Source organism: Exiguobacterium sp. s28, from assembly GCF_018618135.1.
Classification (GTDB): domain Bacteria; phylum Bacillota; class Bacilli; order Exiguobacteriales; family Exiguobacteriaceae; genus Exiguobacterium; species Exiguobacterium mexicanum_A.
On the sequence record NZ_JACSLL010000008.1, the window covers coordinates 107,152 to 119,990 of the forward strand.

The 12,839-nt window shown below is 45.8% G+C and carries 16 protein-coding genes; 10 read left to right on the forward strand and 6 right to left on the reverse strand.

Annotation, left to right across the window (positions count from 1 at the left end):
- Positions 1–57: 57 nt before the first annotated feature.
- Positions 58–399, reverse strand: a complete 342-nt coding sequence (locus KNP78_RS10065; protein WP_251128526.1) for a YolD-like family protein — start codon at positions 397–399, stop codon at positions 58–60.
- A 371-nt stretch (positions 400–770) separates the two neighbouring features.
- Between KNP78_RS10065 and KNP78_RS10070 the strand changes: the two genes are divergently transcribed.
- From KNP78_RS10070 to KNP78_RS10080, 3 genes are all read left to right on the forward strand, one after another.
- The gene (locus KNP78_RS10070) at positions 771–1,226 is read left to right on the forward strand and encodes a JAB domain-containing protein (RefSeq protein ID WP_034799670.1); all 456 of its coding nucleotides are present in this window, start codon (positions 771–773) and stop codon (positions 1,224–1,226) included.
- Between the two features lie 391 nt (positions 1,227–1,617).
- Positions 1,618–1,824 (forward strand): hypothetical protein, encoded by a 207-nt coding sequence (locus tag KNP78_RS10075; protein WP_214824006.1) that lies wholly within the window; start codon positions 1,618–1,620, stop codon positions 1,822–1,824.
- 161 nt (positions 1,825–1,985) lie between these two features.
- The gene (locus KNP78_RS10080; RefSeq protein WP_214824007.1) at positions 1,986–2,369 is read left to right on the forward strand and encodes a hypothetical protein; all 384 of its coding nucleotides are present in this window, start codon (positions 1,986–1,988) and stop codon (positions 2,367–2,369) included.
- 479 nt (positions 2,370–2,848) lie between these two features.
- Here the strand turns inward: KNP78_RS10080 and KNP78_RS10085 are convergent, their stop codons facing one another.
- Complete coding sequence (locus tag KNP78_RS10085; protein ID WP_214824010.1) at positions 2,849–3,313, reverse strand: hypothetical protein; 465 nt, start codon at positions 3,311–3,313, stop codon at positions 2,849–2,851.
- A gap of 24 nt (positions 3,314–3,337) precedes the next feature.
- Positions 3,338–3,718, reverse strand: coding sequence for a hypothetical protein (locus KNP78_RS10090; protein ID WP_214824012.1), 381 nt, complete (start codon positions 3,716–3,718; stop codon positions 3,338–3,340).
- 362 nt (positions 3,719–4,080) lie between these two features.
- On the opposite strand from KNP78_RS10090, the gene KNP78_RS10095 reads away from it, so the two are divergent.
- The 3 genes from KNP78_RS10095 (at position 4,081) to KNP78_RS10105 (ending at position 6,343) form a co-directional block, all read left to right on the forward strand.
- Entirely contained in the window at positions 4,081–4,656 is a 576-nt protein-coding gene (locus tag KNP78_RS10095) for a recombinase family protein (RefSeq protein WP_256440876.1), read from the forward strand.
- Between the two features lie 209 nt (positions 4,657–4,865).
- Positions 4,866–5,486, forward strand: coding sequence for a DUF1643 domain-containing protein (locus KNP78_RS10100; protein WP_214824016.1), 621 nt, complete (start codon positions 4,866–4,868; stop codon positions 5,484–5,486).
- Positions 5,487–6,049: 563 nt separating this feature from the next.
- Complete coding sequence (locus tag KNP78_RS10105) at positions 6,050–6,343, forward strand: hypothetical protein (RefSeq protein ID WP_214824019.1); 294 nt, start codon at positions 6,050–6,052, stop codon at positions 6,341–6,343.
- Positions 6,344–6,500: 157 nt separating this feature from the next.
- Here the strand turns inward: KNP78_RS10105 and KNP78_RS10110 are convergent, their stop codons facing one another.
- Positions 6,501–7,025, reverse strand: coding sequence for a hypothetical protein (locus KNP78_RS10110; protein WP_214824020.1), 525 nt, complete (start codon positions 7,023–7,025; stop codon positions 6,501–6,503).
- Positions 7,026–7,349: 324 nt separating this feature from the next.
- Between KNP78_RS10110 and KNP78_RS10115 the strand changes: the two genes are divergently transcribed.
- From KNP78_RS10115 to KNP78_RS10125, 3 genes are all read left to right on the forward strand, one after another.
- Complete coding sequence (locus tag KNP78_RS10115; RefSeq protein ID WP_214824021.1) at positions 7,350–7,976, forward strand: helix-turn-helix domain-containing protein; 627 nt, start codon at positions 7,350–7,352, stop codon at positions 7,974–7,976.
- Between the two features lie 179 nt (positions 7,977–8,155).
- On the forward strand, positions 8,156–8,506 hold the full coding sequence (locus KNP78_RS10120; RefSeq protein ID WP_214824022.1) for a hypothetical protein: 351 nt from the start codon (positions 8,156–8,158) through the stop codon (positions 8,504–8,506).
- The gene (locus tag KNP78_RS10125; protein WP_214824023.1) at positions 8,503–8,880 is read left to right on the forward strand and encodes a hypothetical protein; all 378 of its coding nucleotides are present in this window, start codon (positions 8,503–8,505) and stop codon (positions 8,878–8,880) included. The genes KNP78_RS10120 and KNP78_RS10125 overlap by 4 nt, the downstream gene beginning before the upstream one ends.
- A 430-nt stretch (positions 8,881–9,310) precedes the next feature.
- Here the strand turns inward: KNP78_RS10125 and KNP78_RS10130 are convergent, their stop codons facing one another.
- Positions 9,311–10,240, reverse strand: coding sequence for a tetratricopeptide repeat protein (locus KNP78_RS10130; protein ID WP_214824024.1), 930 nt, complete (start codon positions 10,238–10,240; stop codon positions 9,311–9,313).
- Between the two features lie 116 nt (positions 10,241–10,356).
- Here KNP78_RS10130 and KNP78_RS10135 point away from each other — a divergent pair, with 116 nt between their 5' ends.
- Entirely contained in the window at positions 10,357–11,661 is a 1,305-nt protein-coding gene (locus tag KNP78_RS10135) for a M28 family peptidase (protein WP_214824025.1), read from the forward strand.
- A gap of 74 nt (positions 11,662–11,735) precedes the next feature.
- Here the strand turns inward: KNP78_RS10135 and KNP78_RS10140 are convergent, their stop codons facing one another.
- Complete coding sequence (locus tag KNP78_RS10140; RefSeq protein ID WP_214824027.1) at positions 11,736–12,677, reverse strand: DNA/RNA non-specific endonuclease; 942 nt, start codon at positions 12,675–12,677, stop codon at positions 11,736–11,738.
- Between the last annotated feature and the right edge of the window lie 162 nt (positions 12,678–12,839).

Consider the following 12,839-nt stretch of genomic DNA (forward strand, 5'->3'; position numbering starts at 1 on the left):
AAAGTCGAGAAGCGACACTTCGTTTCGTGACGCAGACTTCGAACAACCGCCAGGGCGTTAGTCCATCGATTGTTCCACGTGAATGATGGCCTCGAACGGTACATGGATGATCCCGTCCCGCTGATTGGCCAGTTCGACGGTCCGCTCCATGTAGTTCGTCCGGTGCACGAACCCCTTGAATCGTTTCATCTCCCGCTCCTCCACATATTTCACCACTACCAAATCTCCGCTGAAGATCGCGTCATTCAGCACATTCTCATAGACCGATAAGACCTGATCATCGACATCGGGCATCTCAATCTTTTGGATTTCTTTATAATACTTCGTCAATAACGCCTTGTGCTCTGGCATGAGGAATGGGATCCATTTCAGCTCACCCCGGTCTCGATACATCGTCATCAAAATTCCTCCTTTCCATAAAACGAACGTTTGTTCTTATTTTATACCCATTTTCTCTTTTTTGAACAGCCTTTTTCGTGATCGGTGATCCGTGCGTCCTGTTTCCGTACTCTAGCTCGCTGGTCGTCGGTGCAAGGGACGTCAAAAAAATGACGCGCCCTTCGGTCCGTCTTCCTTCGCTTTAGGCTCAAAGCGAGGCTTTTCGCTCGTTGGCTACGGAAGCCAGGACCTATGTGCGCTCTACGCATTTTTTTGAGGCTCTCCCTGCGGTCGCCCTTGCACCGTCTCCCAACGCTCGCTTCGTTTCCGTCAACAGGACGCACAACGGTGTTCGTTCTGAGGCCAGCTTATCCGAAAGGGGACAAATCATCATGGAACTATCCGCCATCATCGAGGTCATCCGTATCAAACAAGAGGTTCGCGAGGAGATGGTCGCCCTCGAGCATGCCATCATCCATTCGCCGGACAGCGCCCGCCAAATCGGGTCATCGTTCATCGGGGATGACGACCGTGAGGTGTTCCTCGTCATCATGCTCAACACGAAGAACCGGGTCATAGGCGTCCACCGGGCGCATGTCGGGAGCGTCAACTCGAGTGTCGTCCACCCACGGGAAGTCTTCAAATGCGCCATCCTGAACAATGCCTCGTGCCTCATCGTCTGTCACCAACATCCGAGCGGGGACCCGACACCGAGCCGGGAGGACATCCTCGTCTCCGAACGGTTACATGAAGCGGGAGACCTCATCGGCATCCCGGTGCTCGACCATCTCATCCTCGGGGCGGACGAGTCGTACGTCAGCATGAAACAGCGGGGTTACATGGGTTGAAAAGAATGGAGTGGGGCCGGGGGACCGGTCCCGGTCCGTCCGGTAAGGACAAGGAAGAAAAACGTACGTTTTTCTTTGATGGGATGGGCGACTCGCGTTGCTCTCGCCTGGATCCATAGAGCGGGATCCGGGAAAAGGGTCGTTTTCGCATGACGAAAACGAGATGATTCGTGTGTGAAGATTGGACGTTGTTTTGGTCTGTCTCGTAAGAAGGTTGTTTGATGAAATGGCAGAAGTGAAAACAGGGTTTGTTTATAGAAAATGACCATGTTTTCGAAACAAGCCCTAGGGCTTGTTTGAAACAACACCAGGGCTTACGTACAATTAGGCGAGATGTTGCCTGCTTGGATGCGAGGTATCATGAGTCTATCAACAGGAGAGGATGCTTCAAATGGATAATTTCCAACTAGATCAACAGACGATGGACGAGATGACGGAGGTATTGCTTCGACGCCTTCCTGATCGACTTCAAGAAGATTTTGACGACTTAAAACTTGTGAGCATGGATCTTCTTTGTGATGTGAAGGAAGGGGAACGCTTGACCCACCTCAGCGTCTTTTTCAATACCAATATGATTCGACGAAATCGTCGTACATAAGAAAAAGGAGTCATTGTATACATGTAGATTTGTATACGTGTATACATGTATATGTGTATACATTTTTTTAAAAGTCTTCATTTCTGTAGGCTCATGAACAAGGACTGAACTGGCTCTGGAGGGGGAATCGTTCTATAGCGAAGCGGAAGGGGGGAGGCGTGATGGACGAGGAGCTGCTTGATGACTATGCGTTCGAAGGGTTGGATCCGTTCGTCCAGACCGTGTTCTCGGAACTGATGGAACATCCCGAGTGGATGCGTGTCGTCGACAAGGAACATTGCGTCGAGAAGGTCGTCCGGTTCGATGAAGGACGGAACTCGCCTTACTTTCGCGTGGTGATCTATCTGGATGCGGAAGAGCGTCCGATCAAGAAAATGTATCTATATGGGACATGGATGGTGGCGGATGGGGACGTCAGCTTCGTCGTCTCAGAGCTATCCAAAGGTGTATTCGAATATGAGGTGATGCATGTCCATTGGCTCATCAAGTATCGGTTCGAGGATTGGGGAGTCTCTGACGACGGGGCATGGGAGACGGAATGGTGATCCGGGCTCATGCGTGAGCGTCTAACGCCTTGTGGCGAAGTCGCTCATCGCACCGCTGCCCCCCTGACGGCCCGATAACAAGAGCTGCTTTAAAACGCATCTCTATGTTCCTGGCCCTTTCTGACGGGAGGCACGGGGCGTAAGGACAACGTCAAAATCAAGAGCGTGGTCGTGTCTAACGCCACGCAAGGAACACCATTCAGCCGAATGGTGTTTTTGTTTGGAAGCCCCATTCACTGATGTCTGATCAATTTGAAATTGATTAAGGTACCACCTTACTTTAATACAACGAAAAAGTTAGGAGTTAAAGTAGAAGAATTGTTAAGTCTCAATTATACGTAAAGGATGCACATCTTAAAGAGCATCATGAAATGACGTGCCCAGTTTTGGATGAGCACGTCAGTAAAAAGTAACCTTATAAGTAGTCTAGATGTCTAAATAAATGAAACACGTCTCAGTACATGTAGATTTTCAATAAACTATTCAATTAGAAAATTATATTTTGAATTAGAAGAACACTTTGCCAATTTATCAAAAAGTTCAAAATTATCATTCGATGTACCTTTAGTAATATACAAACCTTCTCGTACAAAAGTCATTTCGAGCTGAGGCATATTATAATACAGTTCTTCCGGATATTCTCCTGTGTCTTTAACTAAATGAAAACGATCGTTACTATTAATAAAATCTATCAATTCAGGGCTTTGTCCATTTGCTGATCCAATAATTGTATCTAGATGGCCCATGACTTGATCATAGCTTCGAAGTTTTAAGTATGGCTTGTCTTCACGAAGTACATCATTTTGAAGGAACTGAAGGAAATTTACTAATTCTCTTCGATAAAATGTATTTGATTCAGTAGAAGTGACTGTGACTTCCGTTTTAAAGTTCTGCTTCTGCATGTGGGCAAACATTTTTTGTAGTAATTCATCATTTGAAGTCATTAAAATTTCCTCCTTTAATATCAACTAAACAATAGAGACATTAAATACGCCCCAAGATTTTTTCGAATTGATAATATCCTCAAACAGGTCTTTAGAGCCGCATAAATGTTCGATGTAAAGACCACTGTCTGAGTAATTTAACAGGATGTGAGAGTCTCGTTTTTTAGAAGTTAATACATATTGCTTTAAAATATGAAGTCTACTCATAAAATGAAGCTCGAGTATTGCTCTCAACTCAAAAAAATTCATTGGATCAGAGAAATCAGCGATGTCACCATTAAATCCTTCGAGAGTAAGGCTTGGGTCTCTCACTACAAACGCTGACAGATAAGAGACGAAAGATGAAAATGCTGCAGCGTCCATGCCGTTAACTTCCATGTCACGAACTAGAATACGTTGATCCATAGAACCCCCTATTCAAAGTGATTAAATTTTTGTTGAACTTGCTGAGTGACGACTTTGTTAATAATTGCCGACAAAGTAATTATATTATAGAAAATGAACATTTATTTAATTTATTAAATTTTTTTATTGAAACCGTTCGATGAATTAATGTCAAAGTAATTGCGTTTCAGAGGAAACACAAGTCAATTATAAGACCCGTGTTCAAATGAGGTATTAAGAAAGATTGTTAGGCAAACCGTATGATGAAAGTGACATTATTATATATTTTGATAAAATAATTTTTATAGATATGTAAAGTTGAAGGAGTTTGAGGTATGGGGAAAATTTATGGTTATGTACGCGTTTCTGTCGTAAAATAAGATTTGGATGCTCAAATTAGTTTGCTTAAAGAAAATGATGTCGAAGAACGCAATATTTTTGCGGATATCCGACCAGTAACAAATGAAGCACAGAGTCAATTGCATCAACTTCTTCAAGAAGTCAAAGCTGGAGATATGATCATGGTGAAGCAATTGGATCGGCTAGGGCGATCTGTGTCACAAGTAGTCAACACAATTGAACGAATTGATTCAAAAGGTGTCCACATCAAATCGATTGATGATGAGATTGACACTTCGCTAGATTCAGTGATGTCAAAAGCCATGCTCTCTGTGTTTAAGATGTTTTCAGAGATGGAACGAAACTTTATTGTAGAGCGTACCAAACCTGCCATCGAGCGTGCTAAAGAGAGCGGTGTGAAATTCGGTCGTCCCAAAGCGAATAGAGAGGTCTATGACAAGGCCGTCAAAGAGTATATCGAATCAAACGGTGAGGTGACTTTTCCAGAGCTGGTCAAATCATATGGGAAGGACGAGAAGGGGAAGGATGTCATCAAACAAGCGACCTTCTTCCGTCGTCTGCGTGAGTATAAGCAAAAGCAAAAATCTACCTCAGAATAATCAGACTGCAGGGTTCATCCCTGTAGTTTTTTTGTGTCATCGAAATGGTGTAGATCTCTTGTTCACATCATGTCGTCATCTACAGCGAGACGGTGTTGGGAAAACCAGATAGGAGGCCTTGAAAGGGATTCACCTGATATTTAATTCTACAGAGATCTTCTTAGGAAACCTTGTATAATTGAGACATCAAACGAATGGAGGCGGGACAGATGTTCAGACCATGGGACAGACAATATGATGTGAAGGCTGTCATCGATGAGACGGATCAATATCGTTATCAATTCACTTGCAAGTGGGGAAACGGGAGGCGGCTGGTCACGTTCGTCATGCTGAACCCGAGCCAAGGAAACCAAGGTCAGGATGATCGGACCTTGCAGCGTTGCATCTCATATGCCAAGCATTGGGGGTACGACGGGATCAAGGTCGTCAATCTGTTCGCCTACATCTCGACGGATCCAAAAGAATTGAAGGGTCAGGTAGATGCAGTGGGTCCAGAAAATGACAAGTACGTGTTGGATGCGGCCCATCGGTCTGAACGGGTCATCGTCGCATGGGGGAAAAAAACATTTGCGCAAGGGCGAATCGATGAAGTCCTTGAACTGCTCTCATTTGTAGACCTGTATGCGATCGAAGTGACGAATTGCGGGAGATACCCGAAACATCCGCTTTATCTCCGAGGCGAACTATCACCTGAACTGTTTCGACCGGCCACCAAAGAAGTAATCAAATTGACCAAACGTACTGTTCCCCACCAAATGGACTCATCGAGGGAAGGGATGATTGGAGGATCTGATGTCGGGTTATTCGATGACCCTGATTGGAGATTGTAGGTCACCTTTTCAGTGAAACATGAACGTGTCTTCCAAGAGCGATAGAAAAGCATGACAGGAGTTGAATCGATATCGTGCACTTGTAGTTTCGAGGCAGGCGATATCAAGTCATCGAAAACGTTCACCGAGCGCCGCGCGGGAAAAAGTAAACCTCTGGTTTTATCTGATCCGTAAAATAGATGAGCCTCACTTGACATTGTCCTCAATCCTATCGGTCATACGGCACGCGGGATAGGATGAATCCGTTAACTCGGTTAGAAAAGTGGTGGAAGAGATAAGGGGTAGCGTAACAAGAACATCGTCCTCGTACATCTCCCTGCGCCATGTCGTTATGCCTGTTTTGTACACTCGTTTAGGAAATGTCTTGAGTGTGAGGACGGATTGACGCTTCAATATCTTGTTCTCTGCGAGTACTCCAAGGGGACAGGCTGACGGTACCGTCCGTTGCGGGAACAAGAGACGCCCCGACACGCTCGAGAGCGTAACGAATTGGCACTGTCGAGGGGGGAAATCCACTGGTCGAAGTTGGTCAAACTTATCTTGTATAGAAGGAGATGGTTATGTTGAATTTGAATGAACTAATCGATAGCTATAAGGTGGAGTATAAGAAGCGGTTTGAGGAATCTGGTTCAGATTCTCTTGAAACGTTTTTGCTCGAAGAGGGAACAAAGCTGATCGGAGAATATGATACGATTATTTCTGAAGATGGGAAGTATGTGTTGTTTTCGTCTAGAGAGTATGGGTTCTCGTCTAGAGAATATTGGAAGGATGATGTAGAAGCATATGAGGTGTCTGAGGATACGTATGCGAGATATGTGGGATTGAGTTTGTTGGCATATGAGTATTATGGTGACTGAAGGCGGAAAAACGTGCGTTTTCTTTGGCCACTCGCGCTGCTCTCGCCTGAATCTAGAACCCGTATCCGATAAAATGGATGTTGTTGAACTGACCGCTCCTTTCTGATTTTCTTTGAAAAGAAAATGTCTATTCTCAGACACAAAAAAGAAGAGGACCTCAGTCATCCTCTTCCGCATCCAATTTGAGCACATAGCTAATGTTCCCTGTAGGATAATTTTCGTTTTTAATCTCTAAAACGTAGGCACTGCCCGCATATTCATCTGGCGCTTCGAACATGACGTAACGTTTTTCGTCGCCCCAATATGGAAGGGATACCACCTCCAGGTTCTCTTCGTCCTTGAGGAGTTCCGGATAGTAATCCAATCCATTATGTAGCGTCAAATCTTTCGGGTCAAAGATGAACTCAGAGTCGGTGTCGATGAGTTTCACGACGAGTTCGAGGCGCAGCACCTTCTTTCCCTTGTAGACAACCGTCTCGATATCAGTTGGTTTATATTGGACACCCCCGGCTTCTACACTTTGGCCCCCTTCATATGTATTGATCAAATTATCTTCAGCGATATAAACGGTTCCATACATCCCGTTCCTTGTCTCATAGTAAATCAAACCGCCGATAGCGATGGCCAAAACACCTACAGCCATCAAAAAGTATTTGAGGATTTTCTTGAACTTGGTCTTCATGATTACATCCTTTCGTATTTTCCTGATTTTACTGTTATATCTAAATAATAATGATTTTTGAATTTTGCACAACCTCCTTCTTGTAAAAGAGGAGAACAATATTGAGCAAATAGTTGTACTGTTCTTGACTCGGATATAGGTATGATGTGGTGGATTTTTGTTTTTGTTGATTCATTGTACGGAGGTAATATGGTTTTAATGTCCCATATGTTTTCCTAAGCATGAGACAAATGTATTCATCCTATGAAATGTTCCTCTCACTTTTAATGCAATGACTATGGTATTATTTAATAAAATCATCATTGTGTTAAAAGGAGGCTTACCATGTATACGATTGACGAGGCTTTTGAAATCCTATCGAAGAACAAGCTCACAAGCCATAAGGAGACGGTCCGAAACTGGGTACGAAAAGGCTTGATCCAGGCAGAACCGCTCGAGTCGCGTAAAAAAGGCTATCGAATCAGTGAGGCGGCCCTCGAGCAGTTCATCAAAGAGCGGATGCCTGACGGTTGGGAGATGTATCCAGAGTCGGTGACGGGAGACGTTCGGGATGTCGTCAAGAATGAGGAAGAGACCCCGTATCACGTCGAAGTCGATGTAGAAGCAATCAAGGAGCAGGGGCGCATCGAGATGTGGCACCAAGTGGCCGGACGCTGGCTATGGGAGGGTCATCTTGATATCACACGGACGATGGTACGACATGCGATCGAGCATAGGGGCCATACGAAAGAGTTCGAGAAGTTTGTCTGGGAACGATGTCTGAAAGACAGCGCCCCACGTAAAAAACCACGGGTCCTCTACTTGGTCGATGCGTTTCTTTTCGAAGGAGAGCGGGTGCCGTTCGATCAGGATTTTGGCATCAAAGAAGAACAGATCATGCAGGCGTTGATCGAGCATGTCAGGTTGAGAAAGCGTTCGGGAATGTATAAAGATGAATCTGGTAGCAGATAAAAGTTTCAGCACCAGATACGGCTGACTGGCATTTATGGACAGCATAGTCACCAAAATTAAGGGGTGAGAATCGCTCGTCCTCCTCGGCAGGTCTTCTTTGCTAGACCCGATTATTCATGTTACAATCAAGGTACATTAAAAGTGACGCTTAAAGTGACGCTTTAAAAGGGGGAAATTCAATGATTATCGAACATCGCAATACGCTCACCCCTACAGACTTGAAGCGTAAGGATGGATTCACCCGTGTCAAAGTCGCGATCCAGAATGATCCTTCACAAGTCTTTGTGGTGAGAAGTCCTCGAGAAGAGGAAGAGATTGTTCTCATGTCTGTCGCAAACGCGGAACGTTTGATGGCCCTTGAGGAGCGGTTTAACAAATTCATCGATGCGTCCGTCTTCCATGAGTTCGAACGTCGTCAAGAGCTGGGATCCAAGTCTTACGCGTTAAAAGACGTCCCGGGCGTCGATCTCGATGAAGATGATGTCTATATACCGATTGCCCTTCAAGAAGAGGAGGGCGACCTTCGATGATTGCCAAGGCACAGAAGTTCTGGTTCACATTCTTCGAGCAAATGAAAGTTCATTACGATGTAACCATCGAGGTCACCTCTTTCTCAGAAGGTGACCTCGATCATTTCTATCGTGAAAGACGCCATAAAGAGATTGCTGGCTATATCGAACGTCAAATCCGTCAAGGCATCTTCGCGCCCCCAGACGGGACTGCAAATCCTATCCACGGGAAGTATTCGGATTATGTCTATATTAAGATACTTCGTGCCGGCATCCGGATCATCTATCTACCGAAGAAAGTCGACGGAGCCACTCTGATGGTCCTAGACACTATCGGCTATCGAGCGGGCGATGCGGTGTACAATGAATTTCAGAGAAGACGTCCCAATACATAAAAATCTGTCCTATCTATCAAAAGGTCTGACTCCTTCTACCTCTAATAGCCGTTTTATTCTCTAACACAGTCAACGGATCATGTGAACAAATGAGAAAAGACATTCTTCGATACGAAAAATGTCTTTTTGATGTAGTGAACTGTTGGGAAAAAGGTTGCCATGTTATCAAACAGACTCCCAGCCATATCCCGAGTAAGAGAATACTCCCAATGTCTTTCACAGTTCAAGCTCTTTTCATTTGCACAGTCGGGCACCGGTGCTATTCGAAAGAGTCTGTGATCAGGGTGTCTCTAAGCACATTTTGAATTTCAAGATAAAGTGCAGAGGAAACCTAAGAGATTATAACGAAAAGGCGTATTCTCCGTGTCGAGGAGAATACGCCTTTTACAATTTCCGTTGTATGAAATGTCGATAACTTTATTTGTGACGCTCAGACTTCATTCTTAAGAAAGTCATCCGCACGACATAGAATGGTGACAGTCCATTCATCGCTCAACTCAAAGGCGTTGATTCGACTTCCTTCTTGGTCTGTCGTGGGAATCGTGTTGAAGATGGTATCAAAAGCAGGCAGCTTCTTTTTGAGGCGGGGGAGAGATTGTCGGAGGTTGTCATAGGAAACCTCTTCACCGATGAGTTCCGTGAGCTGTGCTTGTAGTGATTGATATGTCGAACGGGTCCGTGTCGATAACAGGAACAGTAAGTAGAAGTGGTTCATGTTCAGCTCAATCGGTTTCGACAAGTGGGACAGGACATATTTCCCTTCCTCTGAGCTCTTCAACACCATTTCGCCCTGACTCGGAGCGTAATCCTGGAATGCGGTCTCGTTGATGATTTTCTCTTCACCACTCTGAATTTTACGATAGTAGAGGCGGTCGAAGGCCTGTTCCTCTTGAACGAGCAGCTCGGCACGATAGCGATGGATTTTTTCTTTCTCGTCCCCCGAATCTAACATGTCTTCCAGACCTTCCACCTCACGAAGCGACTCTCTTGCGATATGGATGCCGCAATTCACTAAGAACATATGGGCAAGCGTCATCTGGACCTCACTTAATGATTCGGTCGTTGTCCCGTCAAGCGCGATATTAAAATGATGGGACGCAGTTGCATACGCCTCGTCCCTGTAATGGATGTAGCCGAGGCGGTAATGTGCGAGTGGGTTTTGAGGTGCCAATCGAATGGCTTTTTCAAGTATTTTTTTCGCTGTCTTGAAGTCAGGTTGATCGGATAGTTTAAAATACTCTGCCTGACGTATATAAAGGGACACTAAACTTTTCTTGATTTGAATTTTTTCTTCTCTCGATGCTCCTTCCTGTAAACGTCGTCTTAACATCGACTCTTCCATATAACCGCCGGACTCCATCAATGAACCTCTCCTTAGCACCTGTTTTTCTTATCATAGTGTCTTTTCGAGCGATGTGACAAGCTGTCACATCGCTGTTGATATATTTGGCTCATCAAAAGAGAAGGAGCTGGATGATGATGAACCAAGCAGAGATGATGGCAAGACACGGATTGAAAGAATGGATGAATGAAACGAATAAGGTGCTGAACGAATTAAGTTATTCTATCCAGAAACGAATCGCGGGCGAACAGGTTAAGGACGAACAAATCGCAGCGTACATTGAGGACTTTCAGAACGAGGAAGGACCTTGGAATTCTATCGGTCAGGAACAATTGTTCAATCCGAAGACTGAAGAATTACCTTACTATGCGTTTGACCCTTATATCCGTGGCATCGTCCGCTGGATGAACGAATTAGGGATGATGACGAGAATGTGCTGTGATGGACATGGAGAAGGTCGGGCGTACGTTGAAATGGATGGGGCTTTGACTAAAAGACAAATGGACATGTTAAGTTTTTGTATCCCTTCTGATTCGGCGGTCCGTATTCGTTTTCTTAAAGGTTTTCGTGGACATCAAGTCATCTTCGACTACAGTCAAGCGGAACAAAACGAACTGCTAGATATCGCGGAAACGCTGTTCAAGGCGTCGAGCGATGAAGGATATGTCCGGCTGTTTGAGTTGGAACGTTTCAAACACCGTCTGTTCCAATGGCTCGAGGTGGCTGGTGAGAGTGGACGGGAACATCAAGTTCGTCGACGGCTCGCATCGAGCTTGAGAAAACTTACGGACGAACAACAAGTGGATGAGACGGGCAATTTACTGGCGAGCGTTCGTTATGGAGAAGGACCGACAATCCTCCTGTCGGCGCATATGGACACGTTCGAGCGCATCGCTAGAGGACGCGTGATTCAGCAAGAAGGGACTATCCTGACGAGTTCGGAAGGGATTCTCGGGGCGGATGACCGTGCAGGTATCGCTGCTATTTTGGAACTCCTTGAACGTTTACCTGGAACGGATTTTAGCGGGACCATCAAGGTCGCGTTCACGGTCAAGGAAGAGGTCGGTCTATGCGGGTCTCGTGCCATCGATCGACACTTTATCTGTGATGTGGACGCAGCCATCGTATTCGACCGACGTGGGACGCGTGACATTGTCACAGGATGCCGAGGCGTATTCGATTTTTGTGAAGAAACTTATGGAGAACTATTTGAAGTCGCAGGTCAATTGGCCGGGATGGATGACTGGAAGGCGACGCGTAACGGGGGATTGAGTGACGCAAAAATTTTTGCCGAATTCGGCATCCCCTCTGTGAATCTATCCATCGGTTATCGTGACGAGCACACAGACTTCGAGCAAGTCGACTATGGCGCGACCTTTGACACAGTGCTGCTTGTCGAGACACTCCTCGGTCGTCAGTTGATTCAACAAAATAACTGAACGAATAGGAGGATAACACCAAAAAGTGCTATCCTCCTATTTACAGTTCTCCTTTTATTAATTAGCATCGGAAGTTATTCTCCGACCATTCCGTCATTGTCGTTATCGCGCATATAAGGATAAAGCCAATGGTCGCTCATGATCGGCATCGTGAAACCGGCGTCTTTCGCCTCTTGGATTGTCACCTGACCGTTTCCATTCGTATCTACGCTCGAGACATCGCCTGTGGCCTCGGGCACAGCTACGGGTTCCGGCTCACTTTCTGTGAGGCCGAGCGCTTCGTTCACCTCATCCGGGTTGACGTTGTCGAAGGAATCGGTAACGACATTTCCTCTGACAGTGTAGCTGTACTCATAGTGTGACGGGATATGAGTTTTCGTATCCGGATATGTTATGATCGCCTCGAAGTCGGTCGCGCCACCGGCCTTACGGATAACGTCCTCCATATAGGCCTGGTCCCCGTATCGATTGAGCGTGCTATCCTGTGGTGTGATGTTGTAGGCATTCGAGACGCCCCCGAGTGAGTCCGCGATGACATGCCCCTCATCGAGATTACTGTGTTCTACGCCAGGAACCTTCGCTTCGTCATGATAGTAGCGGCCATCCGAGGTCACGTCCTCCGTGTCATCATCTTGCAGGATGAGTTCTTCAGCCACCACCCTCACAAGCTGTCCATGTTCGTTCGTGAACGCCCAATACTCGCGATTCCCATATCCGATATCGACGACGACGTTCGCCTCACGGTACCCGGACAAATCCCCACCGTCAACATTGATCAGTTTATAGCCGGAGAATTGATTGTTATCCGAATTTGTGACCGTTTCCTCGGCTTCTGCAGGCTCTTCGGCAGTCGTCTCCGTATTTGCGTCGTCTGTGCTCGTTTCAGTCGTCTCGACGACTTCTTCTGTCTGAGTAGCAGGCTCCTCTGCTTTCTCAATTGTAGAAGGGGTGTCTTCGCTGGTACAACCGGCCATCAGCAGGATGGCCAAAGGGAAGGCTAAGTAGATAAATTTCATTTTGTTCTCCTTATAGTATGTATATATGTAGATGAGTCAATACGATCTATGTTCAATTATATCCTCCGCATGCTTACGATGCGCCAATCCTTCACGTTTTGTTCGTCCATATGTTGAGTGACGCGTTCAATCATTCCAAATCGTTCGCGCTGACAAAAGTTG

What these genes read in the sequence shown, in the direction of transcription:
- KNP78_RS10065 (WP_251128526.1), bottom strand. Translation starts at nt 399, where the DNA reads ATGACGATGTATCGAGACCGGGGTGAGCTGAAATGGATCCCATTCCTC.
- KNP78_RS10070 (WP_034799670.1), top strand. Translation starts at nt 771, where the DNA reads ATGGAACTATCCGCCATCATCGAGGTCATCCGTATCAAACAAGAGGTT.
- KNP78_RS10075 (WP_214824006.1), top strand. Translation starts at nt 1,618, where the DNA reads ATGGATAATTTCCAACTAGATCAACAGACGATGGACGAGATGACGGAG.
- KNP78_RS10080 (WP_214824007.1), top strand. Translation starts at nt 1,986, where the DNA reads ATGGACGAGGAGCTGCTTGATGACTATGCGTTCGAAGGGTTGGATCCG.
- KNP78_RS10085 (WP_214824010.1), bottom strand. Translation starts at nt 3,313, where the DNA reads ATGACTTCAAATGATGAATTACTACAAAAAATGTTTGCCCACATGCAG.
- KNP78_RS10090 (WP_214824012.1), bottom strand. Translation starts at nt 3,718, where the DNA reads ATGGATCAACGTATTCTAGTTCGTGACATGGAAGTTAACGGCATGGAC.
- KNP78_RS10100 (WP_214824016.1), top strand. Translation starts at nt 4,866, where the DNA reads ATGTTCAGACCATGGGACAGACAATATGATGTGAAGGCTGTCATCGAT.
- KNP78_RS10110 (WP_214824020.1), bottom strand. Translation starts at nt 7,025, where the DNA reads ATGAAGACCAAGTTCAAGAAAATCCTCAAATACTTTTTGATGGCTGTA.
- KNP78_RS10115 (WP_214824021.1), top strand. Translation starts at nt 7,350, where the DNA reads ATGTATACGATTGACGAGGCTTTTGAAATCCTATCGAAGAACAAGCTC.
- KNP78_RS10120 (WP_214824022.1), top strand. Translation starts at nt 8,156, where the DNA reads ATGATTATCGAACATCGCAATACGCTCACCCCTACAGACTTGAAGCGT.
- KNP78_RS10125 (WP_214824023.1), top strand. Translation starts at nt 8,503, where the DNA reads ATGATTGCCAAGGCACAGAAGTTCTGGTTCACATTCTTCGAGCAAATG.
- KNP78_RS10130 (WP_214824024.1), bottom strand. Translation starts at nt 10,240, where the DNA reads ATGGAGTCCGGCGGTTATATGGAAGAGTCGATGTTAAGACGACGTTTA.
- KNP78_RS10135 (WP_214824025.1), top strand. Translation starts at nt 10,357, where the DNA reads ATGATGAACCAAGCAGAGATGATGGCAAGACACGGATTGAAAGAATGG.
- KNP78_RS10140 (WP_214824027.1), bottom strand. Translation starts at nt 12,677, where the DNA reads ATGAAATTTATCTACTTAGCCTTCCCTTTGGCCATCCTGCTGATGGCC.